Genomic DNA, 26,278 nt, shown 5'->3' on the forward strand with positions numbered 1-26,278 from the left:
CAAGGTGGTGGGCTGGTCAATCGACTCGGCGCAGACCGCCACCCTGGTCACCAACGCTCTCGGGATGGCCATACAGAACCGGCAGCCGCCGCCTGGCACGCTGATACATTCCGATCACGGCGTGCAAGGCGGATTCAACCGGTCGTCACAACACCCCGATCATGGAGGTGTTGGATGGGACGACCGAGGAAGTCGATGCCGCAGGCGCCGGCCGGGGCGCGACGGCAGTGGGCCGCGGATCGGGCGATGCGGGCGCCGATGCGCTCGCCCGGCCGTCCGGAGCCGTCGCGCGCTGTGCAGCGGGAGTTCTGGCGCCTGATCGCGTCCGGGGTCACGACGGTCCAGGCGGCCGAGGGGGTCGGCGTGTCGGCACCGGTCGGGATCCGGTGGTTCCGTCACGCTGGCGGAATGCCGCCGATCAGTCTGGACGAGCCCACCGGCCGCTACCTGTCGTTCGCCGAGCGCGAGGAGATCGCGCTGATGCGCGTCCAGGAGCTCGGCGTGCGCGAGATCGCCCGCAGGATCGGCCGCGACGCGGGCACGATCTCACGCGAGCTGCGCCGTAACGCGGCGACCAGGGGCGGAAAACCGATCTACCGGGCTCTGGTCGCGCAGTGGAAAGCACAGCAGGCCGCGAAGCGCCCGAAGACCGCAAAACTTGCAGGCAACGACAAGTTGCGCGAATACGTGCAGGAACGGCTCGCCGGCAGTGTCCGCCGTTGCGACGGCACGATCGTCACCGGACCGGAAACACCCGCGTGGAAAGGGCTGAACAAGCCACACCGGCAGGACAGGAGATGGGCGACGGCATGGAGCCCGGAGCAGATCTCCCGCCGGCTCCATGTCGACTTCCCGGAGGATGAGTCCATGCGCATCAGCCACGAAGCGATCTACCAGGCACTGTTCATCGAGGGCCGTGGCGCGCTCAAGCGGGAACTGGTCACGTGTCTGCGTACCGGCCGGGCGCTGCGGACTCCCCGGGCACGGTCGCAGAACAAGCCGCAGGGGCATATCACCGCGGACGTCGTCCTCAGCGAACGCCCCGCCGAAGCCGGGGACCGCGCGGTCCCCGGACACTGGGAAGGCGATTTGATCATCGGGACGGGCCGCTCCGCGATCGGCACGCTTGTCGAGCGCAGCAGCCGCACCACGCTCCTGGTGCACCTGCCCCGGCTCGAGGGCTGGGGCGAGATTCCGCCGGTGAAGAACGGCACCTCGCTCGGGGGCTATGGCGCGATCGCGATGAACGCGGCGCTCACGATGTCGATGAGTCGGCTGCCCGAGCAGCTACGCAAGACCCTCACCTGGGACCGCGGGAAGGAACTCTGCGGCCATGCCCAGTTCGCTCTCGACACCGGGACGAAGGTGTTCTTCGCCGATCCGCACTCGCCCTGGCAACGACCGACAAACGAGAACACCAACGGCCTGCTGCGTCAGTACTTCCCCAAGGGCACTGATCTCTCCCGCTGGTCGTCCACGGACCTCGAAGCTGTCGCCATGGCGATCAACAACCGGCCCCGCAAGGTCCTCGGTTGGCGAACGCCGACCGAGGTCTTCCAAGAGCAGCTACGCTCGTTGCCAACGCCCAGTGTTGCAACGACTGGTTGAACTCACCCAGTACACCTCCTGGGCGTTTGGTAAGCGTCTGCGGGATGCCGGGCTGCTCGGTTCGATGGGTACGGTCGGCGACTGCTACGACAATTCCATGATGGAGTCGTTCTGGGGGACGATGCAGTTGGAGTTACTCGACACTCGAACCTGGACAACAAGGAAGGAGTTGGCCGGCGCGGTCTTTGAATGGCTTGAATGCTGGTATAATCCATACAGGCGGCATTCCAGTATCGGGATGCACAGCCCCGTCACGTTCGAAGGGCTCGACCTGCCCTCAGACAGCCTCGAGTGACCTCACCTCCGCTGTCCGTGCAACAGGGGGAAGCTCAGCTGGCCGCGCTGAAGGTCGCGGCAGAGGGGTCGATGGACGGCTACGACCGCCGGCAGTTCCCGCACTGGAGCACGGTGTCGGGCCAGTGCAACACCCGCGAGGCCGTCCTCAAGCGCGACGGCAAGAACGTGCGGACCGACGCCAAGTGCGCCACGGTCGCCGGCTCCTGGACCTCCCCATATGACGGCGCCACCTGGACAAAGGCGTCCGACCTCGACATCGACCACATGGTCCCGCTGGCTCAGGCGTGGCGGTCAGGCGCGAACACCTGGACCCGCGACCAGCGCAAACGCTTCGCCAACGACACCGACAGCTCGCAGCTGTGGACGGTGACCGACAACGTCAACCAGGCCAAGGGCGACAAGGACCCCGGTCAGTGGCGGCCGCCGCTGGCCTCCTTCCACTGCGTCTACGCCCGGTCCTGGATCGATGTGAAGCACCGTTACCGCCTCACGGTCGACGCGGCCGAGAAGGCGGCGCTGGAGCGGATGCTGCACTCCTGCCTGTGAGCGCTGCGCCCGCGCTGGGTCACCAACTGTCGAGCGTCGGCAGCCGAAGGCTCACCGCCTTGGGCGTGAGCGCGGGCGGTGACTCCCCAACGGCGAGTTGGGCCTTGTGCGCGGTCAGCCGCCCGCGGTCGAACGGGCGGCTTACTGACGCCCTGGGTCAGGCGTTCAGCCAGTGCGCCGCTGCCATGTCGGTGCAGGCCGCGAGAGCGATACCGCGGCGGCGGTAGGGCGACAGCCGGGTGCGGATTCCGGTGATGGCGGTTCGGGCGCGTGCCGAGTCGATGCCGTGCAGGAGCTCCAAGGCCTCGTCCCAGACAATGCAGGCGTGCTCGATGTGCCCGCGTTCGGCGTGGTAGTCGCCCAGGTCGCACAGGTTCAGCGCGCGGACGCGGGGATGAGTGTCGGCGCTCCAGCGATGTGCTGAGGCGGTCAGGTGCCGCTCGACGGCCGGATCGTTGAGCTCGCGGAGCGTCTTGGCGGTGTGGGTGGCCAGAAGCGGTCCGGGCGCGCCCATCGCCAGCGCCCACCAGGGCCGCTCGGCGCCGTCGCGATGCGCACTGATGCAGCGTTCGGCGTCGGCGAGGGCGTTCCGGGCGGCGCGGGCGTCGCCGGCGGCCGCGCGAGTGCGGGCCAGCGCGAGGTGCAGCTGGCCAAGCGTGGCGGTATCCACCCGGCCGCGCCCGTGATTGACGGCGGCCTCGGCGAGCTGGACGCAGGAGCGGCCGTGGCCGAGGTCGTTGGCTTGGTGTGCCATGAGCCGCTGGATGAACGCGGCGTGGCCGGGGTCGGACTCGCGGGCCAGTTGCCAGGCGTGCCCGTAGTAATGCTGGGCGAGGTGCTCGCGGCCGTCGTCGTGGGCTCCATCCGGCCAGGCGGGCGAGTTCGGCGACCGCGCCGTACATGTCGGCGCGCACTGTATCGCTGGTGAACCGGCCGCGAAGGTAGCCGGTGGCGTCAGTGGCCAGGTACTCGGCGATGGTGGAGCGGCCGACGCCGCCACCCAGACGTTCATCGGCGCGGGCGAAGGTGCTCACGATGTCGCGGACAGTGCTGACCTCGGCCGCGCCGATGGTGCCGCGCCGGGTCGCCTCGGCGGGGCCGGTCGCACGGGCGGGTTCAGGAACGGCGGCGGCCAGCGGCAAGGAGAACGCGGTGGTGAGGAACGCGCGCCGGTCCACGTCGAGCCTCCCGAGGTTCGCCAGGGCGGTCACCGGATCGCCGGTCGCGGCGGGCCGGTGTTCTGCTGCGTGTTCTGCCGAGCCTAGTCCCAGGTCGGCGACGGTGACCGGACGTTGCAGGCGGCGGCTCAGAGCTTCCGCGAGGAACAGGCGGGCCGGCGGCAGCGGGACCGTGCCGTACCTGGCCCAATGGTGGACGGCGGCCTTGCCGGTGAGGAGCACGACACCCGCCTCAGCGGCCACGGCGCGCACGTGCCCGGCGACCTGGGCGTAGGTCCATCCGGCCTCGGCCATCAGCGCGATGAGCTGCTCGTTCGGCGCGCGTGGGACCATGGCGGCTCTGCCTCCGTATACCCGATATACCGCTCGGATTCCCAGCCGCCTTCTGCCTAACCTGCCCTCCGCGTTCACTTGTGGGTGATGCCCCGGTGACAGTCCGGACCCGGGGCCGGTAGAAGGAGGCCGCTCGTGATGCCCCACTCCGCTCCCGCTCCCACCCCCGTTCTGGCCGGTGTTCCGGCGGCCTGGCAGCCGCCGACCACCCCGCCGCCGCCCGGCGGGCTGTTCACCGGCCCGCCGCGCGTGTTCGTGCAGCGCCCGCACGAGTCGCACCAGACCAAGAAGCGGTCCGGGTCCAGCGACGGCGCGATGACCTACGACACCCCGATCACCTGACCGCCCACCAGGCGCGGCCGCCCCGCCCCCGCCGCGGGGCGGGCGCGCCCGGTCCCCCGGCCCCACGGCCCATGTTCGGAGGACATCGTGCTCACCCTGCGCCTGACCCCCTACCGCTCCACCGCCTGGACCTGGAACAGCCGCGGCTACGTCACCGGCGACGGCACCAGCCAGGTCACGCCCTTCCCGCACCCGATGGTCGAGTCGCTGGCCATCACCGACGGCACCCGGACCGCGCTGATGGTCCGTGAACGCTCCGCCGGACGCCCCGCCACCGCCCCCGAGCCGCTCGACCTTTCCCCGGCCGCGTTCGACCGGGCACTCACCGCGGCTGCGGCCTGGCCGACCGACTACGTGCTGGTCCAGACAGCACCGCACGCGCCGGTCCACGTCACCACCGGGGCCGCCCGCACCACCCTGCCGGTCCGCAGCCACATCACCCGTCGGTGAACACGCTCCTGGCGCCGTCCCCGGTGTTCCACGCCCGCGCGTCCACCCACGCCGCGAACTCGTCCTCGGCCTCGCCGAAGTCCCGCAGCCCGTAGGCCCTTCTGATCTCCTCCTGGTGATCGAACGGCGCCTGCCGCCGCTCGGTGTACCGCTTGACCACCGACACATCAGCGATGCCGAGCTGAGCCGCCAGGTAGTCAAGCACCTCGGCCGGCACGTCCAGCGGATCGGGCAGGAACCGGCCCACGAACCGCGCCGTGGTCACCTGCAGCGCAAACCCCAGCCGACTGGCCTCACCCCGCCGCTTGGCGATCAGCTCACGGTCGGCGTCATCCAGGAAGAACAACTTCTCAAGCTCCGCCCGCGACGGCGGCCCGGTGTACCGGCCGACCGACGGCGCTAACTCCAACGCCCGCTGGGCCGCTGCAGCGCCGCGAGAGGTCGCTGCGCTTCGCTGTGTCCGAGGTCAGCCGGGGCCGGGCGTCGCCGGAACGGTGCCGTCCGGGGTGTCGGGGCTGGGGGAGGGGGCTGCGTCGGGTGCTGCGGCTTCGGCGCGGGCGGCGCGTTCGCGCTGGGCGGCGGCCTCGGCGCGGGCGGCGGCCAGGTCGGTTTCCAGCCGCGCGCAGAGGGCGTCGCGGGAGGCCAGGGCGGCGCGGGCGGCGGCGGTCTCCTCGCCGGCCTGGGTGACGGCGGTGTCGAGGTCGCGCACCCGCTGTTGCAGTGTGGCGGCCCGTTGGGCGGCGGCCTGCTGGTCGGCGCGCGCGCTCTGGAGGGCGGCTTCGGCGGCCTCGGCCCGGGCCTGCTGGGTGCGGGTCTCGCCGCGGGCGGTGGCCAGTGCCTCGCGGGCGGTGGCCAGCGCCGTGGTGGTACGGCCCAGTTCGGCCTGGACCGCCTGCATCTGGTCGGCCTGCGCGCGGGCGGCGCTGTCGCGGCGGGCCAGTTCCTGCTCGTGGGCCTGGCGCAGTTCGCGCAGTTCGGTGGTCTTGGCGTCGCGGGCGGCCTCGGCGGCGGCCTGGGCGTCGCGGGCGGCGTCGCGGGCCTGACGGTGCGCGGTGATGGCCTCGGCGGTGTCGGCGCGCACCTGCGCCAGGTCGACGCGGTCGCGGGCGGCGGCCTGCTCGGCGGCGGCCTGGGCGTCGCGGGCCGCGGTGGCCGCGGTCTCGGCGCGGGTTCGGGCGGCCTCGGCGGCGGTGGCGCGGGCGTGGGCGTCGGCGGCGGCCTGGTGGGCGGTGACGGCCTCGGCCTCGGCGCGCTGCACCCGGGCCAGTGCCCCGCTTTGTGCTTGGGACAGTTGTTCGGCCAGGGCGGTCAGCTGCTGCTGCAGCGCGTCGATGGCCGCCGGCAGCGGCGCGGCCAGCGCTTCGGCCCGGCGCAGCGGCTCGTTGACCGCCGCGGCGTCGGCGGCCCGGCGGTCCCGGCTGGCCTGGTCGGCGTGCGCCTTGCTGCAGTACTTGGCCGGGCGGCCGCGGCCGGCGGCCGGCACCGGCTCGGCGCAGTCGGCCAGCGCGCACACCGCGCCCGCCGCCGGCTGCGCTCCACCCTGCACCGCTGGGCTCCCAGTCCGGTCTTCCGCGCGGTCGGCGGCCGTAGCGCCGGATGCGGCGGCGTCACTGGGACCGGAAACCTCGCCCTGCTGCCCGGTCACCGGACGCGGGCTGTCCTCGTCGCTGCTCACCCGCCTCATCCTAGCCCGATTATCGCGTAGTTTCGACGCGAAAAATTAACACGGCGAGCGAAACGCGCAACAGCTTGGCTGTTGAGGCTCCGGGATAAGGACGGTTATCCTGGACCAGCAGTCAGAGGTGGGCCGCCGTCGCGCGACGTGGCCCCTTCGGCTCGAGGAAGGTTGAGGCGGCCTGTGCGGCGAGCACAGGAGGCAGTCGCGTGGGGGCGCTGGAGGCATGACGGCCGAATGTCCGTTTCGCGAAGCTCGGTCCGGCGGGCCGACAGCCCCAGCACGCACCGGCACACATGACCAAGCACAGGAGGCTCCTGGTGGCACGAGAATCCACTGGCACCGGCCCGCACCACAGGCCGCCCTCGCCACCGGTGATGGTCGAGCCGGTCCGGCCGCTGACCTCGGCGGCCGACACCGTGCCCGGCACGGCGGCCGGCACCGCAGCGCCCGGGGCGGCGGCGGTCGCGGCGGCGATCGCCGAAGCGGTGACGCTGCTGCCCGCGCTGCCGTCCGACGCGCCCGGCGACCGTTACGGTCTGCGGGCGCTGACCGTGGCCTGGCTGCGCGCCCAGACCAGTGAGGCCACCCGCCGCGGTTACTACCGCGACCTGGCCAGCTGGCTCGACCACTGCGCCCGCACCCGGCTGGACCCGCTGGCCGCGCGGCGCGCCGACATCGACGACTGGACCGCGGCGATGACCGTCACCGTGCGCGGCGCCACCCGCGCGCCCAGCGCCGCCACCCGGGCCCGCCGGTTGGCGGCGGTCTCCTCCTGGTACACCTACCTGCAGTCCAACGACGTCGCCGACCGCAACCCCACCCTGCTGGTCAAGCGGCCCTCCAGTACCGAGATCGCCGCGTCCGCCCGCAAGGCCCCCACCCTCAGCGTCACCGAGACCGCCCGGCTGCTGGACACCGCCGAATCCCGCGCCGCCGCCCGCGACACCGAGGCCGCCTGGCGCGACGCCGCAGTGATCGCGCTGCTGTTCTACACCGCGCTGCGGGTGTCGGCCTTCACCGGCGCCGACCTGGCCGACCTGGGCACCGAGGCCGGCTACCGGGTGCTGTGGCACGGCGTCAAAGGCAAGGGCCCCACCGGCCGCGACTTCGTTCGCCTCGATGGCGAACTATGCCGGGTCCTGGACACTTACCTGGCCGTCCGCGCCCGCCGCCACCCCGGCGGCACCTGTCCGCCCGGCCCGCTGCTGGTCACCGCCCCGCACCCCTACGACCCCGCCAAACCCGGCGACAAACGCCTCACCCAACGCGACATCACCAACATCCTGCGCAGACAGGCGCGCCTGGCCGGGCTGCCGGCCGCCGACCGGCTCTCCCCGCACAGCGGCCGCCGCACCGTCATCACCACCCTGCTCGGCCACGACATCCCACTGGCCAAAGTGCAGGACCTGGCCGGCCACGCCGACCCCCGCACCACCCGCGGCTACGACGACACCAACCACAAACTCGCCGCCTCACCGGTCACCGACCTCACCCGCATCCTCGCCAAACACCGCACCAACGATCTCCGTCCACCCAGCGAGCGCAGGTAGGACATCCCTGTTGCCACCGCGCGGCGCGAAGCCGCACCGCACAACTGCGCGACAAGGCATCGGTTGACTGGCCGGCGAGCGCTGATCGAGGCCATCATGACCCGCGCACTTGAGCTGGGCAGGGGCTCGGCTGGTCTCATCGCCGACGACGCCATCGAGATCCCTGTACGTGCCCGCCTCGGCGCGCCGGGGCGGGCACGCCGACCTCGACGGCGTGTTCGACGAGTACACGCCGGATCGACCGGAGCTTGGATCGACCGGAGCTTCGCCTATCCCGGTCCTGGTCGACCGACTCCGAGCGTTGCCACCCGCTGCAACATCTCTTTTGAGGCCGTTGCGCTCTGGTGCAACCCCGCGCGGAGCTGGCTTGCTGGAGACGTCCCTCAACTGCCCGGCGTCGTCGGCTTTGAGGAGATGGAAGGACAGTTCTCCCAGCGAAAGGACAGCACGATGTCTCACCCTGCCCGCAACATCCCCCAGCCGCCTGCGAACGTATCTCCGCAGGCTGACCGACGCGGCCCTGGGGTGTTCGTGCCCCGGCACGTGCTTGCGGCGGGAGTCTGCATCCTCGTGGGGATCGCGGCGGGTGTGCTGGTCTGGTCCTTTCCGACCATGTGGGTTCCAGTGGGGGCTGGGGTTGCGGTGGCTGGGCTGGCGCTGGCGCTGTATGGGGTGTGGCATGGACGCCACCGCGTCTGAGAGCAGACCGGTCCCATGTCACCTGTGTTCATGCCGCGACGGGGACCCGTCGGAGACTGCGAGCTCTGGCAAGCGCACGAAGTTCGGGGAGTCGGCGGCACGCCCGGCCTCCAGACGGCCCGGGCAACGGGTGTTGCTCCACAGCGAGACAAGATCCGCAATGGGTTGCAGCAGATGGCAACACCGAAGGTGTTTAATGGCCTGCGCGGTCGGGGCGGGCTGCCGATGATGGCGGCTATGACCGAGCTCGCCACCAGTTCGCCGGCTTCCCCCCGGGCCTCGGCTGGTTTCAAGCCGCTGGATCCCAAGCTGAGCCCCGAGGTTCTGGCCTGGGCGAACGAGTTGCGGACGATATGGCTGGCCGCGGACATGTCGGTAAGCCGGTTCGCCAGCCGCCATCCCATCGACAAGGGCACCCTGTCGCGCTATCTCAACGGCAAGCGTGTCCCTCGAGATCAATGGTTTCTCAACACCCTGCTGGCCATCCTCGCTGGAAGGGGTAAGGAGGTCTCTCAGGAGGTTCGCGAGCACCTGACTCGGCTGCAGTTGGAGGCTCTGCAAGCTGCCCACCCTGGTGAGTACCGCGTGCGCCTGGCCAGCGACGAACTGGAGATCGCCGCGATCCGGCGGGATGAGGCCGAGGGCTATGCCCGCAGCCTTGAGGAACAGATCGCCGACCGCATCCGCCAAGTCGGTGAGCTCACCGACATGCACGATCGGCTGCGAGCGGCTTGGGACGCCGACCGGGCGGCTTCGTATGCGGAGAAAGAACGCCTAGGCCACGAGATTGGCGTCCTGAGGCGCCGCCTGGCGCATGCGCGCGAGCGCGCCATTGCTGCCGAACAGCGCTGCCGAGATCTCGAGCGTCTCCTCGACCAGTTGGAGGGCCCAGCACTTCCGGCCTCGGCCGAAATCCTCAAGGGCATCGATCTCACCGATCCGATCGCTGTAACCGGTTTGTTGGACGCGATGGTGCGGGCCGCCATGCGGGAGCAAGCAGTGCTGCTTGCCGAACATGTGGCCGCAGATGCCTTCGTCCGAGACACTGCCGACGTTGTCAGCCTGCTGGAGGCGATGTTGAAAGCACGGACCCGGGAGCAGGCGGTGATCCTCGCCGCTCGCGCTGCCGTGGAGACTCCCGTTTTCTACACCGCTGATGTGATCCGTCTCCTGGAGACGATGCGAAATGCAGGGGCCGACGAGCCGGCCGCAACCTTCGCCGGGCGCGCGGCCGCCAACACTCCGGTCCGCAGCGTCATCGAAGTCGTCCGTCTCCTGGAGGCTATGCTGAGCCTGGGGTTGGCCGAGCCGGCCGTCACGCTCGCCACCCGTGCTGCCACCCACACCCCGGTCCATTCCAGCACCGTTCGCCACACCGCCAGCATGGTGCGCCTGCTGGAGGCGATGCGAAAGGCGGGTGCGACGCCACAGGCGGAAACGCTCGCCAGCCGTATCGCCAACGACATCCCCGTGAGCGACGTCGCCGACGTCATCCGCCTCCTGCACGCCATGCTGAGCCTGGAATTGGCCGAGCCAGCCGTCACGCTCGCCAGCCGCGCCGCCACCCACACCCAGGTGAACGACGACGTCGCCAGCATGGTGCGCCTGCTGGAGGCGATGCGAAAGGCGGGTGCGACGCCACAGGCGGAAACGCTCGCCAGCCGTATCGCCAACGACATCCCCGTGAGCGACGTCGCCGACGTCATCCGCCTCCTGCACGCCATGCTGAGCCTGGAATTGGCCGAGCCAGCCGTCACGCTCGCCAGCCGCGCCGCCACCCACACCCAGGTGAACGACGACGTCGCCAGCGTGGTCCGTCTCCTGGAGGCCGTGGGGAGTTCGCCAGAAATGCAACAGTCGGCCGTCACGCTCGCCAGCCGCGCCGCCACCCACACCCCCGTGCACAGCATCACCAGCATGGTCCGCCTCTTGGAAGCCATGTGGCAAGCAGGAGCGAGACAACAGGCGCAAACTCTCGCCAGCCGCATCGCCACCAGCGTCTCCCTCCGTGACATCGGCGGTGCATTCCACCTGCTGGAGGCAATGCGGAAGACGGGCACGACACCACAGGCGGAGACTCTCGCCAGCCGCATCGCCACCGATGCCGAACTGGACGACGTCGCTGGCGCCGTCCGCCTCCTGGCAGAAATGCTGCGTCTGGAGTTGTATAAGCCGGCGGTCATGCTCGCCAGCCGCGCCGCCACACACGCTCCCGTGCGGAACGCCGCTAGCGTGATCCGCCTCCTGGAGGCCGTCGGGAGTGCGCCAGAAATGCAAAAGGCGGCCGTCACGCTCGCCAACCGCGCCGCCACCCACACCCCCGTGCACAGCATCACCAGCACGGTCCGCCTCTTGGAAGCCATGTGGCAAGCAGGAGCGAGACAACAGGCGCAAACTCTCGCCAGCCGCATCGCCACCGACACCCCCGTGAGCGACGTCGCTGACGGGGGAGTCCTCATCGGCGCAATGTTGAGCATCGGCATGCGCGTACATGCAGATACGCTCACTGAGCGCATGAACACCACGCCGTCCCCGCCGAGCCTCAGATAGGGGGGCAGCCGGAATACGCCAGAAAGGGATCGTTAGGTCGCGTTGTAGCTGGTTGGAGCGGGGATGCAACGACGCCCGAGCGTTCGGCTCGGGCGTCGGTGGCGTAGCGGTGTTGGGCGGCGGTCAGTCCTGGTCTGCGGCGTCGGCGGCTTGCGCGAGATGCTCGGCTTGGCAGTCGGCGCGCCGCCCGTGCCAGTCGTGGGCCTGCGAGGCGGCAGATTCCACCGCCGTCATGGCCTCCCCGCATTCCAGGCAGTGCCGCCCTCGCTCTCCTCGGGCCGGGGCGACGGGGGTCTGACCTCGGCTTCGGTGTAGCAGCATCGGAGCGCTGACCAGGTCCAGATCTCCGCACACCTCGGCCAACAGCCACGGCCCCCCGCGCCGAACATCACGCTCAACGTCGAGACCGGCGGTGAGGCGTTCGCCCCCGCGCCCACCTCGCCCCAACCCCCTTCAGGGAGGGCGGCCACCGTTCGTCCTGACGCTGGGGAGGACGCCGGGCCGGCTGCGGGGCCCGGGCACCCGAGCGACCGGCGGCGCCCCAGGCCGCTGCGGAGTGGGGCGGCGACGCGGGTGATGCTCAATCGGCTCGGACCGGAGTGTTCTGGCCGGCGTGCAGCAGCCAGGCCCCGTCGTCCTGCTTGGTCATGATGTACAGCGGGGTGCCCTCGGAAGCGCCGTCGGGGGTGTGGTAGACCTGCCTGACCTTGACGGCCGCCACGTCCGGCCGCAGGAACCGGGTGTGGACGGCTTGGTAGGTGACGTCTCCGTCCCAGTCGGCCCTCGGTAGCACGGCGCGGGTGAACTCGGCGATGGCGTCCAGACCGACCAGGACCTTGCCGTGGGCGGTCGTCCACAGCGCGTCGGGGTGGAACAGTGCCAAGAAGCCCTCGGTGTCCTTGGTGCGCTGGGTGTGTTCGACGGCGGCCACGACCCGTGCGATGGCGCTGACGTCGGTGGATGGGGTGGGATCGGGGTTCACGACGATCTCGCTTTCTGAATGCGGGGGCCGGGGGCGGCCGCTGCGGCCGGTACGGGCATGGCGGGGGGGCAGTGGGGGGAGCGGCCGGGGATGAGCGCGTTGCGCAGGAAGGCGTCGAAGCGCTGAAGCCAGGGGAAGTCGGTGCGCAGGGTGGGGATGTCGGCTTGGTAGCCGTCCTCTGCGAACCACTGGTACATCCGTTCCTCGATCGGCTTGGGCGCCAGCCGCGTGGGGACACCGGTCACCTGCTGGTAAGCCGCCGCCACCTGCTCGAAGCTGACGGCGTCCCCGGCGATCGCCAGCCGGGCGCCGAGGTAGGCATCGGGTTCGGCGAACGCCTTGGCGGCGATCCGGCCGATGTCCGAGGCCGCGATCATCTGCATCGGGCGGTCGGGGACCACCGGTAGTTCCAGGACGCGTTCGTTGGTGGCGTCGGCGTACCACAGCAGGTTGTCCATGAAGAACACCGGCCGCAGGATCGTCGCCGACGGGAGGGTGGCGGCGATGTGCTCCTCGATGCGGGTCTTGGACTCGAAGTGGTCGATGCCGGTGGCGCGTTCGGCGCCGTCGACGGAGCTGTAGACCAGGTGCGCGACTCCTGCGGCCCGGGCGGCGTCGGCCAGGGCGATCCCGCGGCGGACCTCGGTGGCCAGTTCCTCCTCGGAGACGGCCAGCGGCTGGACGCTGAACACGCCGTGGGCGCCGACGGCCGCCCGGGCCAGTGACTCCGCGTCATCGAGGTCGCCGCGCACCAGGGTCGCGCCGGCGCGGGCCAGGGCGCGGGCGGGGACCGCGTCCGCGTCGCGCACCAGGGCCCGTACGTTCCAGCCGTCGGCGAGCAGCGCCCGGGCGGTGCCACCGCCTTGGTTTCCGGTCGCTCCGGCGACGAGCACGGTCTTGGTCGAGTGCATAGGGTCCTCGTTTCCCTCTCAGTGCGGAGCAATTCGCTCCGCAGATCGAGGACACTACTGCGGAGCCATTCGCTCCGCAAGGTCTAGGATGACCGGCATGGGTGTCTCCAAACAGCAGCAGGCCCGGCAGGCCGAGGTCGCCCGCAACGACGAAGCCCTCCTGCAGGCCGCCCGGCGGGTGTTCGCGCGCGACGGGGTGCACGCCTCGGTCAACGCGATCGCCGAGGCCGCCGGGGTCGGCGTGGGCACGCTCTACCGGCGCTACAACGGCAAGGCCGCCTTGTACGAACGGCTGCTGGTGCTGTCGAACCAGCAGTGGATAGCGACCGTGCGGACGGCCGCCGACCACCCCGACCCGTGGCAGGGACTGCAGAACCTGGTCGTCGAGAGCGTCGAGTACGGCCAGGGCACGCTGGCCCCGCTGGGGAGGCTGACGTCGCTGCCCCCGCAGATGGCCGGCCTCGCGGCCTCGGCAGACCGGGACTTCGCTGTCCTGGTGGACCGCGCGCACGAGTGCGGCGGACTACGCCGGGACGTGACGGCGACCGACGTCCTCCTGCTCATCGAGCAGTTGGGCCGGTCGCCATTGGTCGAGCAGATCCAGGACCTGGACGACCCCGCGCTCGCCACCGAAGCGCGGGCCGCCCGGCGCCGCCTGATCGCGATCGCCCTGGGCGGCCTCGCCGCCCAGCCGCGCGCCGACCTGCCAGGGCCGCCCCCCGCGCAACGCCTGCTGACGGCGCGTTGGCGAACCTGATCCGCCCCTCGGCCCCTGCACCGCGCAGGGCCGGGTCGGCCCTCCGCTCCCGAACGTGTCCCCAGCCGCCAGGTAGCCGAGTGAGAGGTCACGGTTGCGGTTCGTGATCGTTGTAAGACGGGTTTACCGCGCGGTAGCGCATCTCGGTTGTTCAAGGGTGTTCCCGATCTCGGGGGGGCCGATCGGGCGAATGGGGTGCATGGTGCGTCGGGAGTGGGAGCCGGAGGAGCTGATCGCAGCGTGGACGCTGCTGGACGGCGACTGGGAGCTGGTGGGGAACAAGACGGGGGCGACCCGTCTGGGCTTCGGTCTGTTGCTGAAGTTCTTCGAGCTGGAGGGCCGGTTCCCGCGGCATGTGGGTGAGCTGCCCAAGGCTGCTGTCGACTACGTGGCTGGGCAGGTCAAGGTCGATCCGGCGCTGCTGGCGGAGTACGACTGGTCAGGGCGGTCGATCGAGCGGCACCGGGCGCAGGTGCGGGAGGCGTTGGGGTTCCGGGAGTCGACGCGGGCGGATGAGGATGTGCTGGCCGAGTGGCTGGCAGACAAGATCTGCCGATGGTGTTCACCGATGAGGGGCTGCGGTCGGCGCTGCTGGCGCGTTGCCGGAGTCTGAAGATCGAGCCGCCGGGACGGGCGGACCGGATCGTAGGAGCGGGCCGGGCCCGGTTTGAGCGGGAGTTTTGCCTGCATGTGCTGAACGGGTTGTCGGCGGATGCGGCGCGGTCGCTGTGGAAGCTGGCCACGGGTGAGGACGTGTTCATCAACACCTTGCTCGTGCAGTCCGTCCTGAAGGATCCCGCCTGGCAGCAGAAGATGACCGACGCCGACAAGCGCGGCCTGTCCCCGCTGTTCTGGTCCAACGCCAACCTCTACGGCACCATCGACATCGATATGGGACGCCGCCTCGACCTGGACCTCGCCGCCTGAGCATCAGGGCCAGGCCATTCGGCCAGGTCACCGTCGTCCTGTCTACTCGATCATCCCGGCCGGGCGGGCGGGGGTGCTCTGGTCGGGAAGCAGGCCGTGCAGCGCGGTCCGTACGGCCACCCGGCTCACCCCGTGCCTGCGGGCGAGGGCGGCGATCGAGGCGCCCTCGTCGCGGAAGGCCGCGCGGACTTCCGCGAGCATGGCGCCGGACAGGGCGGGCGGGCGGCCCCGGTACCGGCCTTCGGCCTCGGCCGCGGCGATCCCCTCGTCAGTCAGCTCGTTCTGCAGATCTCGCTGGAACTGGCCCACGGCCGTGATGACATTGACGAGCAGGTCCGTGGTGGCGTCCTTGGCCGCGAGGTCGGCGAAGTTCGACAACGGGCCCGACAACACCCGCAGGGCAACGCCGCGGGCCAGGCACCAGGCCCGCACGTGATGGATGTCGACCAAGTCCCGGCACAGGCGGAACAACTCCGAGACCGTCACGGTGTCGCCTGGGTTGGCGGCCGCGGCCAACTTGGCGAACCCGGGCCGCTCCAACGCAGGGACCTTGGACGTGGTCGCGGCGTCTTCGAACAGCAGCACCCCGGGTGCCGTGCGAAACCCCTCGGCGACGCCTTCGGCCCGGACCAGCAGACCGGCCTCGGTCAGGATGTGCCGCTGCCGCAGCAGGGACTGGGTCGCGGTCGACGACCGGGAGTACACGATCTGCACGGGCACTCCTTGAGTGTCAGGCCAGGCGGAGGCCGGTCAGCCGATGAGGTTGACGGTGCGGCGGAAGGTGGCGGCGGCGGTTTCCAGGTCCGCGAGGGTCTTGCGCCAGCCGGCGGCCTCGGTCTCGTTCATGTCGACCCAGTTCTGGTCGCCGAACTCGCGGGCGAACTCCGCGGTGTGCTCGGCGGTCTCGGCGAGCTTGTTCAGCACGGTGCCGACGCTCATCCCGCCGGACGGGCTGGTGGAGATCGGCGGCCGCGGTGGCCATGGCGGTGGTCTGCTGCTCGATCTCGTCGTTGATGTTGGTCAGGCTCGCGCGCCATCCGCTGTCGATGAGCTTTACGGCGGGGACGAGTCAGGCGTTGATCGCCGATTCCAAGTAGTTACGGGCGTCGGGCAGCCCGGCCTCCCGGTCCTCGTCGGTCAGCTCCTCCTACGTCGGTAGGAAAGTGCAGTCGTGGGCGAACTGCTGACGGGCCTTGGCCAGGGCCAGCACGCGCGGGTCGTCGAGCGGGATCTGGGGCAACAGCACGGCGCTCTCCTCCAAGGGGTCGGGCTCCCATCTTGGTGTCGTTAAACCATGTCGTCAATCAAGGCGCGAATCTGTCACTCAGAGGTGGTCTTTCGTCCGCTGATGTCCGGTTTCCTGGGCGTCGGCGAAGGTCTGTCGTCAAACCGCCTAATCCCGACACCCCCTGGGACGCCACCTAAAGATCGATTCCTACGTGGGGCTGCGGACACGTTCGGGAGCGGAGGGTCCGCCACGGCGAGCCGATACGGGCCAAAGGTTGGTTCGTCGGCGTCCGGCCGTGATGTGATGTCCTTGCCTGACAACCGCATTCTTCGCTTCGTGCGTGCCGTCCAGACCCCGCGCCGCGCCGGACTTCGGACCGGCGCCCGCCACGCCCCACTTGGTTCCGCCCTGGAACCGGTGGCGTGCAGGGATCGCCGGTGATGCCTTGACTCCGATCACCGCGCACGGGAAGTCATCTCGATGGACGCCACGCCCGCACCACCCCACCAGCCCGACCCCCGCGACCACGCCAACAGCCCTGCCGCTGAACCTGCCGGCGGCGAGGCGCGTCCGCCGGTGGCGTCGTCCTCGCGCGAGGAGCGCGCCTTGGCGGCGCTGGTGGACCTGGCCGACACCCTGATCACCGACTACGACCTGGCCGATCTGCTGTACCGGGTCACCCGGCACTGCCTGGACCTGCTGCAGGTCGACGGCGCCGGGGTGATGTACGCCGCCCCCGACCAGTCCCTGCGGCTGCTGGCCTCCTCCACCGAGCAGATCCGGATGCTGGAGCTGTTCGAGCTGGACGCCGAGACCGGGCCCTGCCTGACCGCCTACCACACCGGCCAGGTCACCCAATACGTCCAGCCCGGCCCCTACGATCCGACCTGGGAACCGCTGGTCACCCGCGCCGGCCAGGCCGGATACCGCGCGGTGTACGCGGTGCCGATGAACCTGCGCGAGCACACCGTCGGCGTGCTGAACCTGTTCACCCGCGCCGCGCAGGAGCTCAACGCTCCCGACCAGGGGCTGGCCCGCGCGCTGGCCGACATCGCCACCATCGCCCTGCTCCAGCAGCGCGCCATGGACCAGCAGGCCATCCTCAACCACCAGCTCCAAACCGCCCTGGACTCGCGCGTCTACATCGAACAAGCCAAAGGCATTATCGCGACCCGGCAAGGCATCACCACCGACGCGGCCTTCCAGGTCCTGCGCAAACGCGCCCGCTCCACCAACCGCAAACTCGCCGACATCGCCCGCGCCATCGCCACCGACACCGTTCCCCCACCCACCCCGGAGCGGCCCGAACCCTAAAGCCCGCCCAGCACCGCCACCGGTAATCCCGACACCCTTGATCGTCTCTCTGGCGGTCAGAGGTTCAGCCGTCCGGCGCCGGGACGCAGGAGCACAACCCACCAGCCGCTGGAGTTGGGCTGCGCTTCCAGATCGGTCGGCGCGATCACGGGGTTGCGGCTGGTGATCAGGGTGCCGATGTAGCTGACCGCCTCGTCGCTGGGCATCGGGTCCCACACCGGGCGGAACTGCGTCGGCGAGTCCCGAGGGGAGAGCCGCACCCGGGAGGCGGCTTGGGCGCCGATCTGTGTGATGAGCTCCTGCCGGAACTGGGCCAGGTCGGGGTCGGTGTCGGCGGGCATGCGGGGTTTGCGTTTCCACCAGGGCATGAGGCGATGTTCTCATTGCGCGCGGGAACGGGCTGCTCAGCGCGGGGAGTCGCGGAGGGTCCATCGGTGCTTGGCGGCGAGCGCGGTCAGCGCGGCGCGGAGTTGGTCGATGCGTTGCTGGGCGTCGGGTCCGGCGATGCCGATCGTGATCGCGGTGTCGGTGACGTGGTAGGTGGTGTGGCGTTGTTCGGCGGCGGTGCGGGCGGCGGCGTGGACGCGGCCCCGGAGCCGGATCGCCTTGGCCTGATCGGGTTCGCGGTCCAGGCCGTCGATGGTCAGGTGACACAGGGCCGGGGGCGGCGCGTCGGCCGCACCCGCGGGCTCGGCTTCCAGGCGGGCGCGCAGCCGGGCCCGCTCGGTGCTGCTCAGCGGTCGGCGCCGCAGCAGGTCGGGCTGACATCACCTGCGGCATCGACACCTCGCTCGACGCCGGACCGCCGTCCCCGCCCGGCGGCTCCGGTCCCAACTCGGGTCCCAACTCGCCGCCCGACAGCTGACGCAGCACCACCGCCCAGGCCGCCGCCATCTGCGCGGCCGCGGTCTTCAGCTTCGGGAACGTCTTCAGCTTCTCGGCGTTGCTGGCCCGGGTCGCCCCCGACAGCAGCTGCGTCGACATCAACAGGTCAAACAGCAGCAGAGCGTCATCGATCGACGAGCGCTCCAGCTGGCGCACCGTCGCCACCAGCGTCGCTACCCGCCGCTCGCCCTTCAGGCCCTTGATCTTGGGGGCCTTGGCGTTCAGGCCGTAGGAGGCCAGCTCGGCCAGCTTCACCGGCGCCACCCCCACCAGGTCCACCGCGCCGGTCCCCAGCCCCAGCACATAGGAAGCCCGGTCCAGCGCCTGGACCTAGCCCGCCCCCGACAGCTTGGTCACCGGGGTGCGCATCCACTCCAGCGTCGAGACCCGCTGGCCACCCGGCACCTCCAGCGTCTCGATCAGCGCCCGCCGCGTGTGCACCGGTGTCGGCGCCACCACCGCCGCATTGATCTGCCCCAGAGTGTCGCGCTGCACCTCGGCCACCAGCCGCGTCAGCGGCGTGATCCCCGGCAGCAGCACCCGCTCCTCCACCAGCCGCAGCGCCGCCCGGTCGAACAGCTCCCGCCGCGAGTCCCGCGTCTTGGCCACCCGCGAGGCCACGAACGCGGCGATCTCGGTCTCGGCGTCGGCGAACTCACGAAACCCCAGCAGGTCCCGAATCTCGCCGGTGTGCTCGTACTGCGTCGGGCCCCGCTCGGCGTACTCCTTGATGCACGACGCGTCCTCGATCCCCAGCTGATCGGCCACGTAGTCCACCACCACCCGCGGCACCCCCGCCGGGTCCTCCAGGAACGTGCCCAGCATCCGCGCCGTCCCCCACTGGTCCGCCCAGCCCAACCGGTTGTGCCGGCGCCGCTTCTTGCGCGCGAGCGCCAGCCCCTGCTGGTCCAGGAAGAAGAACCGCTCCAGCTCCTCCGGCGTCGGGTCCGCCACGAACACCCCGTACCGACGCACCTGCTCATCCGACAGAAACTCATAAGCCACAATCCGTGACCGTATGGACGCTTCTGGTAACTACTCGCCAGTAGTGCCGAACTGTGATCATTTGACCACTCTCGGACAAAAAACCCTGCGTCGACCTGCCGCTCAGTCCTTAGCGTAGCTACCCGTCAGTAGAGTCCCCGGACCCCTAACCACATAGGCCGCTGAACCTCGAGGATCCCTGCGCGGGTGTTGTGCTTCAGCCGGCGTGGTGCCGGTAACTGCCGGGCGGTGACCCGTACTGGCGTTTGAAGGCATGGGTGAAGGTGTACTGCGAGCTGTAGCCGACCTGTCGGGCGATCGTGTTGACGGGGGCGTCGGAGGTGCGCAGGAGCCGGGCGGCGGTGGTCATCCGCCACCATGTCAGGTAGGTGAGCGGCGGCTGCCCGACCAGATGGGTGAACCGCCGGGCGAAGGCCGCGCGGGACAGGCGTGCCTGCGCGCCCAGCTCCTCGACGGTCCATGGTCGGCTGGGGTCTGCGTGGATGGCGCGCAGGGCTGCGGCGATGGCGGGGTCGTGCAGGGCCGCGGCCCAGCCGGTGGCGGAGTGGCCGGAGACGCGCTGTTCTTCGAACCACGCGCGCAGGATGTAGAGCAGGAGAAGATCTAGCAGGGTGAGCAGGATGGTGTCGGAGCCTGGGCGGGCGTCGCCGTCCAGTTCCACGCCGAGGAGCTCGACCGCGGCGTGGAGTTCCCTGTGCCGCCCTACCCGCGTCGGTAGATGGATGACCTCGGGCAGGTCGTTTAACAGCGGATGCGGCCCGGAGCCATCCAGGAGGTAGGCGCCGCAGAGCATGACCACCGTCGGCGGCCGGTCGGCCGACGTCTCGTCGTTGCGGCCGTCATGGACTCCGGTGAGCATTGAGGGCGGCTCGCTCACCGGGGTGGACGGGTCGTCGGCCAGACCGTGTGCGGATCCGCGCGGCAGGAACGCCACGTCACCCGGCCCGAGCGCGACCGGCTCCCCCTGCGAGGGGAGAAGCCAGCACCTTCCCTGGAGCACGATGTGGAACCCGGCGGACGGCACCGCCGGAAACCCCTGGGCGAAGGGAGCGGACCTGGTCACCCGGCCCGAGTGGGGCCGACCGGTACGCGCCGCACTCACCACATCAGACAGAACATCCACGCAGCCAATGTAACCAACAACGACTCCGGCGAAGACAATGACGCAAACTCAAGAGCGGATCACGCATCCCATCGTCTTGTATCGGCGCCTTACGGTGCTGATGGCTGGGCAACCGCGCAGCTCCCATCGTGAGGAGACGACATGAAGATCGCCGTTTATGGCGCGAGTGGATACCAGGGAAAACTCGTGCTCACCGAACTGGCACGACGCAACATCGAGACGGTCCTGGCCGGACGCAATCTCGCGCGGCTGGAGGAGGCCGCCGCGGCGGCCGGCCTCCCCGACGCGGAACGACGCGTGGCCGACACCAGCGACCATGAGGCGCTGGTGAGCGCGTTCCGCGGCTGCGACGGCGTCCTCAACTGCGCCGGACCGTTCACCTCGTCAGGTGAGGCCGTGGTCCGCGCCGCGATCGCCGCCGGCTGTCACTACGTCGACACCTCGGGCGAGCAGCTCTACGTCAAGAAGATCTTCGACACCTTCACCACGGAGGCGGAGAACGCCGGGGTCACCGTCGTACCCGCCGCCAACGACGGCTGTGTCCCGGTAGACCTCATGGCCCACATCCTGGCCGACCGCCTTGACCCGGCCGAAGAGATCATCACCACGCATGTGGTCGTCGGGGGTGGTGGCATGTCGCGCGGCTCGCTGCGCTCGGTGGTCGAGACGATCAACGACATCAAGGCGGGCGGCCTGGCCTACCACGACGGCGACTGGCGCCCCGGCATGCCCGCCCGCCACACCGCGATCACGCTGCCCGGACAGTCGGAGGCGACCCCGGTGATGGCCTTCCCCGTGTCGGAGGTGGTGACCATTCCCCGCCACATCCGCGTCCGGCATGTCCAGGGCCTGACCGAGGCGGCGCTGGGCGACAGGCTTAACACCCCGCTCACACCGCAGATCATCGAAAGCCTGCCCGAAGGACCCGACGAGGCCAGCCGCCGCACCCAGCACTTCACCTACGTGCTCGACGCCACCAGCACCGACGGCCGCCGCGCCCGCGGCATCGTCCAGGGCCCCGACACCTACGGCATCACCGCGGTGATCGCCGTCGAAAGCGCCCGCCGTCTCATCGCCGACCCCGCCAAGCCGGGAGTACTCGCACCCGCCCACGCCTACCACCCGGCCGCCTTCCTCGACTTCCTCATCCCGCACGGGATCCAGTGGAGGATCGAGGACGCGCCAGCAACCTGACCACGAGCCTTCTCCGGTAACGACCAGCCACGGTGTGAGCGTCTGGGCCTGATCTCGGATCCCGATCAGGCCCAGCTCATTCCCGGCCCTCTTCGGGCGAGCCCCCGAAGACCTGTAGATCAGCTACCTGGCGGCTGGGGACACGTTCGGGAGCTGAGGGCCTACAGGGCCGCGTCCGGATCGGAGCCGCGCATCGACTTGTGCAGCGCGGAGATCAGGTTGTAGTGGCCCTCCTGCGCCTTGTCGTACAGCGGGGCGCGCCGCTGGACGTGGTGGGCGAGCGCGGCGGTGTCCAGGGCGGTCTCGTGGTCGGGGAGGGCCTGGAGCTGTTCGGCCATGTTGAGGAGGTGGCGGCCGTCGCCGTCGGCCATGGCGGTCAGGGCGCGGCGGGCGTCGTCGTCGAGGGGCAGCCGGTGGCCGGTGAGCCGTTCGGCGCGGTCCAGGAGTGTGGACAGGGTGGCTTCGTCGAGGCGTTTGAGGACGAGGACCTGGGTGCGGGACAGCAGGGCGCCGTTGAGTTCGAAGCTCGGGTTCTCCGTGGCGGCGCCGATCAGGGTGATCGTGCCGTCCTCGACGTAGGGCAGGAAGCTGTCCTGCTGGGCGCGGTTGAAGCGGTGGATCTCGTCGACGAACAGCAGGGTGCCCTGGCCGATGCCACGTCGGCGTTGCGCGGCGGCGAAGACCTTGCGCAGGTCGGCCACGCCGGAGAAGGTGGCGGACACCGGTTCGAAGGCCAGGTCGCCGGCGCGGGCGAGGAGCCGGGCGATGGTCGTTTTCCCGACGCCGGGCGGCCCCCACAGAATGGCGGAGCTGAGGCGCCGCTGGGCGACCATGCGGCCCAGCGGGGCGTCGGGGGCCAGGAGGTGATCCTGCCCGACGACCTCGTTCAGCCGGGTGGGGCGCAGGCGATCGGCGAGCGGCCGGGCGGGCTCCTCGTCGAAGAGCGGCAGGGGCGGTTCCATGGGTCTCTCGATCGGTGGCGGGCGTGGCGAAGCTTTGTTGGCAGGCGTCGGCTCAGCCGCTGGTGGGCGCGCTCGGGATGCTCGTCGGGGGGCGTGGGCGATCGCGTCGCGGCAATCGCTCGACGACCAGGTCGTAGGAGTCCTCGACTGCGTCGGCGATCAGCCGCTTGGTGATGCCGGGTCCCGGCCCGAGCGTGATCCAGTGGCGTTTGTCGAGGTAGCGGCCCGGCATGATCGAGGCGTAGCGGTGCACGTGGGCGCGGGCATGCTCGGGGTCGCACTTGACCGTGATGATCTGCTCGTCCGGGTCGTCGGTGACGATGAGGAACACCTTGCCCGCGACCTTGTACACGTCGAGCCGGGGGGTGAAGGGGCGTCCGTGGCTGACGCCGGGCAGGGCGAGGGCCGCCTTGCGGGCGGTGTCCTGGAGCCGGTCGCCGGCCGCGCTCACCGGGATGCCCGCGTGCCGGCGTAGGTGCGCGGGTCGACGGGCTGTTCGGCCTTGGGCAGGTGAGCGACGACGAGCCGGTAGGACTCGGTGACGAGCTCCCGGATGAGGGACTCGTCCACGCCGTCCCCGTCCTCCAGCGTGATCCAGTGCTTTTTGTTCATGTGGTAGCCGGGGGTGATGTGGCTGTTGTGTTCCCGCAGGGCGAGGGCTTCGCCGGGGTCGGCCTTGAGGATGACGACGGGACGTCCGGGGACCTCGGTCATCAGCATGAACACCTTGCCACGCACCTTGAACACCTCCCAGTCGTCCCCGAAGGGATGGCCCAGCCGGGCTTCGGGAAGCTCCTGCGCGCAGTCGGCGGCGGTCGTGTGCAAAGTCATGGGGTCGTCCTCCTCTTCGAGGTGGTGTGGCGGGTTGTGGCGCTGAAGACCGCCGAGCACGTGCCCCGCGGTCACGCCGGCACAACTTCATCCTGGCCCGGAAATCGCCGAGCACGCCGTAGACTGCGGACATATGATGGTCGGCAAGCGACATCCAGCCCCGGAGGGCCAGGCCGGACCGGCCGAGGTCCCCTTGCACGGCTTCCATCCCCCGGTCGGCACACCCTTCGGGCTGGAGGTGAGCACCGTCGAGGACTTCTTCGCCGAGCACGACGACTGGCCGTGGAACCCGCCCCGCCCGGGCCGCGCCACCTTCCACTACCTCATCGGGGTCACCGAGGGCGAGCTGCGGCACGACGTCGACCACCTCACGCGGACCGTCGCCGCCGGCCAGTGGCTGTGGGTGCGCCCCGGACACACGCAGTGCTGGCATCCGCCCGGCACCGCCCGCCTGCTGGCCCCGCTCACGGCGCACGAGGCCCCCGCCGTGCTGAGCCCGCACGCCGACGACGCCGCCTGGCTCCACCAGACGGCCCTCCAGCTCCTCGACGAGCACCGGGCGCTGGGACGCCGCTCCCTCGATGTCCACCACGCCCTGCGGCGCAGCCTGCTCGAAGCGCTGCTGCTGCGCCTGTCCAGCGCCCCCGGCATCACCCCCACGGGCACGGTGACGGCCGGCACGGGCCGCGGTGAGACCTACGGCCGGTTCGCGGACGCCCTGGAGCTGCACTTCCGTGAACTGCACCGGGCGGCGGACTACGCCGCGCTGCTGGGCTGCTCGGTCCGCACTCTCAGCCGCGCCGCCCGGACCGCCACCGGCAAAGGGGTGCGTGAGCTCATCGACGAGCGGCGCCTGCTCGAAGCCCGGCGCCTGCTGGGAAGCGCCCGGTGGGACGCCCGGAGCGCGGCCGCTCATCTCGGTTTCTCCGACCCCGCGAACTTCGGCCGCTTCTTCCGCGACCGCACCGGCCTCACCCCAGGCGCGTTCGCGGCCGGGGAGGGCACGACCGGTCCGTGACCGGAGTGCGGCGCGCGGATGCGCGCCGCTCAGTCGTTGAGGACGACGACGTGCTTACCCGGGATGGCACCGGACTCGACGCCGGCCTGGGCGTCCCGGACCTGTTCCAAGCCGTGGTAGACCTTCGCGACCGGGGCCGACAGGTGCCCTTCGGCCAGGGCCTGGAGCTGGCGGGCGAAGACGTCGGACGGCAGGTCGGCGGCCTCGCCGGCGTAGCTGGTCAGCCGCACCCCGGCGGGGATCATGAACGGGGTGAAGTCGGGGATCGACCACTGCCCCGCCAGGGCCCCGGTGAAGCAGACGGTGCCCGGGCGGCGGACGGTGCGCAGGGTGTCGGCGAGGACCGAGCAGCCCACCAGTTCCAGCGCGGCGTCCACGCCCTCGGGGACCAGGCCGCGGACCATCTCGGCGATCTTCCCGTCGTCCACGAGCGGGTGGTCGATGCCCATGGCCCGTAGTTGCTCGGCGCGCTCGGCGTGACGCGTGGTGGAGATGACGGTGGCGCCGATGTCCTTGGCCATCGTCGCCGCGCTCAGCCCGACCGTGGAGGTGCCGCCGCGGATCAGCAGCGTTTGCCCGGCTTGAAGGTCCAAGCCGGTGGTCAGCGATCCGTAGGCGGTCTGGAACATCTCCGGCAGCGCGCCGACCACGTCCCACGGCAGGCCGGTCTCCATCGGGATGACCTGCGAAGCGGGGACGGTCGCGTACTGCGCGTAGGAGCCGTCGAACCGGCGGCCCATGCCGCCCATCATGGTCGCCACCTGCTGCCCGGGCCGCAGCCCGCTGTCCTGGTCGGCCTCGTCGACCACGCCGACGCCCTCGATGCCGGGGACCCGCGGGTAGGTGACCTCCGGGTCCGACTCGCCCTTGCGGGTGGTGACCTCGGACTCGTTGACACCGAACGCCTTGATCCTGATCCGGACCCAGCCGGGCTCGCGGACCGGCACCGGCACATCCCGGATCTGGAGCGCGTCCAGCCCCCCGGGCCGGGTGACGACGACGGCCCGCATCGTCGCGGGCGCGGCGCCGCCGCCTGCTGTCGGTTGCCTCATATCGAGCCCCCTACCCCAAGGCGCACCCCGGATGATCGGTCCGTGGGTGATCTTTCGCTGTCGCGTACCGCCCGTTGACCCTCAAGGGCGGTCGATGCCTTTCCACAGGTCGAGGACCGCCCGGTAGTGGGCGGTGGCCTCCCAGGGCAGGTTGCCGACGCTTCCCGAGGCGGGCCGGCCGGTGACAGCGGCCCACAGACGGGCCTGCCCGCCGCGGCGGCGAAGTCGAGCACGATGTCACCGATACGCGTGTCACGCTCGGCCTGTTCCGCGCTGCGGCCCGGCTTCTCCTGGCCGACCAGGGCGTACATCTCGGAGCCGTGCACGGCGGGCGCGCCCTCGGCCGGCCCGATCACCAGGAGGCGGGCGTTGCCACCCGCGGCGGCGTGGGCCAAGGCGCCGCGCGCGGCGGGAAGCCCGAACAGGTAGTCCGCCATGAGCGCGGCGCGGACCTCGGCCGGGGTACGGCCCCCCTGGTCGTAGGCATCGACGAGCTTGGTGGCGCGGGAGCGCGAAATGCGCCACCCCGCGACCTCGTCGACGACGCGGTCGAGGGTTCGCGGGTCGAACCGGTCGAGGTCGTTGGCCACCCACCAGCCCATGTCGTCGCTGGCCATGCTCAGCAGCACGTCCACATCGCGGTGCGCGCCCGAGGCCAGGACCTCCATGGGATGGGCGTGCACCACCGCGCCGGGCTGCCCGATGTCCAAGACGACGCCGGTGGCCTTGTTGTCCACCCCACCGCGCACTCCGAGGTCGGTCCGGGGCGACCTTGCGCAGGGCGGCCACCAGACAGGCCGGTTCGAGGTCGATCAGCTTGTCAGGGTTGCCCGCGACACCCAGTTCGGTGACGAACCG

Annotated in this window: 28 protein-coding genes; 13 read left to right on the forward strand and 15 right to left on the reverse strand. The window is 70.8% G+C overall.

Annotated features, from left to right (window positions below; translation table 11 throughout):
- Window positions 1–195: 195 nt before the first annotated feature.
- Genes ACA361_RS37885 through ACA361_RS37895 form a run of 3 tightly spaced genes read left to right on the forward strand, consistent with a single transcriptional unit; the run spans window position 196 to window position 2,451 of the window.
- Window positions 196–1,608 carry an IS30 family transposase gene (locus ACA361_RS37885; RefSeq protein ID WP_375019951.1) on the forward strand — a complete coding sequence of 471 codons (1,413 nt, stop codon included), beginning with the start codon at window positions 196–198 and terminating at the stop codon, window positions 1,606–1,608.
- Window positions 1,589–1,903 (forward strand): transposase, encoded by a 315-nt coding sequence (locus ACA361_RS37890; protein ID WP_375019952.1) that lies wholly within the window; start codon window positions 1,589–1,591, stop codon window positions 1,901–1,903. The genes ACA361_RS37885 and ACA361_RS37890 overlap by 20 nt, the downstream gene beginning before the upstream one ends.
- 17 nt (window positions 1,904–1,920) lie before the next feature.
- Entirely contained in the window at window positions 1,921–2,451 is a 531-nt protein-coding gene (locus ACA361_RS37895; protein ID WP_375019953.1) for a DUF1524 domain-containing protein, read from the forward strand.
- A 157-nt stretch (window positions 2,452–2,608) separates the two neighbouring features.
- On the opposite strand, the gene ACA361_RS37900 is transcribed toward ACA361_RS37895, so the two are convergent.
- Window positions 2,609–3,463 carry a hypothetical protein gene (locus tag ACA361_RS37900; RefSeq protein ID WP_375019954.1) on the reverse strand — a complete coding sequence of 285 codons (855 nt, stop codon included), beginning with the start codon at window positions 3,461–3,463 and terminating at the stop codon, window positions 2,609–2,611.
- Between the two features lie 637 nt (window positions 3,464–4,100).
- Here ACA361_RS37900 and ACA361_RS37905 point away from each other — a divergent pair.
- The gene (locus ACA361_RS37905; RefSeq protein WP_375019955.1) at window positions 4,101–4,304 is read left to right on the forward strand and encodes a hypothetical protein; all 204 of its coding nucleotides are present in this window, start codon (window positions 4,101–4,103) and stop codon (window positions 4,302–4,304) included.
- 87 nt (window positions 4,305–4,391) lie between these two features.
- Entirely contained in the window at window positions 4,392–4,754 is a 363-nt protein-coding gene (locus ACA361_RS37910; protein ID WP_375019956.1) for a hypothetical protein, read from the forward strand.
- On the opposite strand, the gene ACA361_RS37915 is transcribed toward ACA361_RS37910, so the two are convergent.
- A complete protein-coding gene (locus ACA361_RS37915; RefSeq protein ID WP_375019957.1) occupies window positions 4,741–5,163 on the reverse strand; it encodes a DUF4158 domain-containing protein in 423 nt (140 codons plus the stop codon). The two genes, ACA361_RS37910 and ACA361_RS37915, sit on opposite strands and share 14 nt — an antisense overlap.
- A 57-nt stretch (window positions 5,164–5,220) precedes the next feature.
- Entirely contained in the window at window positions 5,221–6,300 is a 1,080-nt protein-coding gene (locus ACA361_RS37920; protein ID WP_375019958.1) for a hypothetical protein, read from the reverse strand.
- Between the two features lie 449 nt (window positions 6,301–6,749).
- On the opposite strand from ACA361_RS37920, the gene ACA361_RS37925 reads away from it, so the two are divergent.
- Both ACA361_RS37925 and ACA361_RS37930 read left to right on the forward strand, forming a co-directional pair.
- Window positions 6,750–7,982 (forward strand): tyrosine-type recombinase/integrase, encoded by a 1,233-nt coding sequence (locus tag ACA361_RS37925; RefSeq protein ID WP_375019959.1) that lies wholly within the window; start codon window positions 6,750–6,752, stop codon window positions 7,980–7,982.
- A gap of 936 nt (window positions 7,983–8,918) precedes the next feature.
- Window positions 8,919–11,231, forward strand: coding sequence for a hypothetical protein (locus ACA361_RS37930; RefSeq protein ID WP_375019960.1), 2,313 nt, complete (start codon window positions 8,919–8,921; stop codon window positions 11,229–11,231).
- 580 nt (window positions 11,232–11,811) lie between these two features.
- Here the strand turns inward: ACA361_RS37930 and ACA361_RS37935 are convergent.
- Together ACA361_RS37935 and ACA361_RS37940 are read right to left on the reverse strand one after the other, a co-directional pair.
- Window positions 11,812–12,213, reverse strand: coding sequence for an SgcJ/EcaC family oxidoreductase (locus ACA361_RS37935; RefSeq protein ID WP_375019961.1), 402 nt, complete (start codon window positions 12,211–12,213; stop codon window positions 11,812–11,814).
- Entirely contained in the window at window positions 12,210–13,124 is a 915-nt protein-coding gene (locus ACA361_RS37940) for an NmrA/HSCARG family protein (RefSeq protein ID WP_375019962.1), read from the reverse strand. The genes ACA361_RS37935 and ACA361_RS37940 overlap by 4 nt, the downstream gene beginning before the upstream one ends.
- 97 nt (window positions 13,125–13,221) lie before the next feature.
- Between ACA361_RS37940 and ACA361_RS37945 the strand changes: the two genes are divergently transcribed.
- The 3 genes from ACA361_RS37945 (at window position 13,222) to ACA361_RS37955 (ending at window position 14,808) form a co-directional block, all read left to right on the forward strand.
- The gene (locus tag ACA361_RS37945; protein WP_375019963.1) at window positions 13,222–13,881 is read left to right on the forward strand and encodes a TetR/AcrR family transcriptional regulator; all 660 of its coding nucleotides are present in this window, start codon (window positions 13,222–13,224) and stop codon (window positions 13,879–13,881) included.
- A 199-nt stretch (window positions 13,882–14,080) separates the two neighbouring features.
- Window positions 14,081–14,494, forward strand: coding sequence for a DUF4158 domain-containing protein (locus ACA361_RS37950; protein ID WP_375019964.1), 414 nt, complete (start codon window positions 14,081–14,083; stop codon window positions 14,492–14,494).
- Window positions 14,437–14,808: a Tn3 family transposase gene (locus ACA361_RS37955; protein WP_375019965.1), complete on the forward strand. Its 372-nt coding sequence runs from the start codon at window positions 14,437–14,439 to the stop codon at window positions 14,806–14,808. Before ACA361_RS37950 ends, ACA361_RS37955 begins: the two co-directional genes overlap by 58 nt.
- A gap of 42 nt (window positions 14,809–14,850) precedes the next feature.
- On the opposite strand, the gene ACA361_RS37960 is transcribed toward ACA361_RS37955, so the two are convergent.
- Both ACA361_RS37960 and ACA361_RS37965 read right to left on the reverse strand, forming a co-directional pair.
- The gene (locus ACA361_RS37960; RefSeq protein WP_375019966.1) at window positions 14,851–15,522 is read right to left on the reverse strand and encodes a recombinase family protein; all 672 of its coding nucleotides are present in this window, start codon (window positions 15,520–15,522) and stop codon (window positions 14,851–14,853) included.
- A 36-nt stretch (window positions 15,523–15,558) separates the two neighbouring features.
- Window positions 15,559–15,747: a hypothetical protein gene (locus tag ACA361_RS37965; RefSeq protein WP_375019967.1), complete on the reverse strand. Its 189-nt coding sequence runs from the start codon at window positions 15,745–15,747 to the stop codon at window positions 15,559–15,561.
- Window positions 15,748–16,516: 769 nt separating this feature from the next.
- Between ACA361_RS37965 and ACA361_RS37970 the strand changes: the two genes are divergently transcribed.
- On the forward strand, window positions 16,517–17,350 hold the full coding sequence (locus ACA361_RS37970) for an ANTAR domain-containing protein (protein ID WP_375019968.1): 834 nt from the start codon (window positions 16,517–16,519) through the stop codon (window positions 17,348–17,350).
- 56 nt (window positions 17,351–17,406) lie between these two features.
- Here the strand turns inward: ACA361_RS37970 and ACA361_RS37975 are convergent, their stop codons facing one another.
- The 3 genes from ACA361_RS37975 to ACA361_RS37985 form a co-directional block, all read right to left on the reverse strand.
- Window positions 17,407–17,718, reverse strand: a complete 312-nt coding sequence (locus tag ACA361_RS37975; RefSeq protein ID WP_375019969.1) for a hypothetical protein — start codon at window positions 17,716–17,718, stop codon at window positions 17,407–17,409.
- 847 nt (window positions 17,719–18,565) lie between these two features.
- A complete protein-coding gene (locus ACA361_RS37980; RefSeq protein WP_375019970.1) occupies window positions 18,566–19,240 on the reverse strand; it encodes a DUF4158 domain-containing protein in 675 nt (224 codons plus the stop codon).
- A 196-nt stretch (window positions 19,241–19,436) separates the two neighbouring features.
- Window positions 19,437–20,363, reverse strand: coding sequence for an AraC family transcriptional regulator (locus tag ACA361_RS37985; RefSeq protein ID WP_375019971.1), 927 nt, complete (start codon window positions 20,361–20,363; stop codon window positions 19,437–19,439).
- 141 nt (window positions 20,364–20,504) lie between these two features.
- Between ACA361_RS37985 and ACA361_RS37990 the strand changes: the two genes are divergently transcribed.
- Window positions 20,505–21,557, forward strand: a complete 1,053-nt coding sequence (locus ACA361_RS37990; RefSeq protein ID WP_375019972.1) for a saccharopine dehydrogenase family protein — start codon at window positions 20,505–20,507, stop codon at window positions 21,555–21,557.
- 161 nt (window positions 21,558–21,718) lie between these two features.
- Here the strand turns inward: ACA361_RS37990 and ACA361_RS37995 are convergent, their stop codons facing one another.
- From ACA361_RS37995 to ACA361_RS38005, 3 genes are read right to left on the reverse strand one after another with little or no spacing between them, the layout of a single operon-like run.
- Complete coding sequence (locus ACA361_RS37995) at window positions 21,719–22,519, reverse strand: AAA family ATPase (protein WP_375019973.1); 801 nt, start codon at window positions 22,517–22,519, stop codon at window positions 21,719–21,721.
- Between the two features lie 52 nt (window positions 22,520–22,571).
- Window positions 22,572–22,970 carry an MmcQ/YjbR family DNA-binding protein gene (locus ACA361_RS38000; protein ID WP_375019974.1) on the reverse strand — a complete coding sequence of 133 codons (399 nt, stop codon included), beginning with the start codon at window positions 22,968–22,970 and terminating at the stop codon, window positions 22,572–22,574.
- The gene (locus ACA361_RS38005; protein WP_375019975.1) at window positions 22,967–23,350 is read right to left on the reverse strand and encodes an MmcQ/YjbR family DNA-binding protein; all 384 of its coding nucleotides are present in this window, start codon (window positions 23,348–23,350) and stop codon (window positions 22,967–22,969) included. The genes ACA361_RS38000 and ACA361_RS38005 overlap by 4 nt, the downstream gene beginning before the upstream one ends.
- Window positions 23,351–23,483: 133 nt before the next feature.
- Here ACA361_RS38005 and ACA361_RS38010 point away from each other — a divergent pair, with 133 nt between their 5' ends.
- A complete protein-coding gene (locus tag ACA361_RS38010; RefSeq protein ID WP_375019976.1) occupies window positions 23,484–24,368 on the forward strand; it encodes a helix-turn-helix domain-containing protein in 885 nt (294 codons plus the stop codon).
- 29 nt (window positions 24,369–24,397) lie between these two features.
- On the opposite strand, the gene ACA361_RS38015 is transcribed toward ACA361_RS38010, so the two are convergent.
- Window positions 24,398–25,420, reverse strand: coding sequence for an alcohol dehydrogenase catalytic domain-containing protein (locus tag ACA361_RS38015; protein ID WP_375019977.1), 1,023 nt, complete (start codon window positions 25,418–25,420; stop codon window positions 24,398–24,400).
- Window positions 25,417–26,157: a hypothetical protein gene (locus tag ACA361_RS38020; protein WP_375020066.1), complete on the reverse strand. Its 741-nt coding sequence runs from the start codon at window positions 26,155–26,157 to the stop codon at window positions 25,417–25,419. Before ACA361_RS38020 ends, ACA361_RS38015 begins: the two co-directional genes overlap by 4 nt.
- Between the last annotated feature and the right edge of the window lie 121 nt (window positions 26,158–26,278).

The sequence above is a fragment of the Actinomadura sp. 21ATH genome (assembly GCF_041951345.1).
Classification (GTDB): Bacteria; Actinomycetota; Actinomycetes; order Streptosporangiales; family Streptosporangiaceae; genus Spirillospora.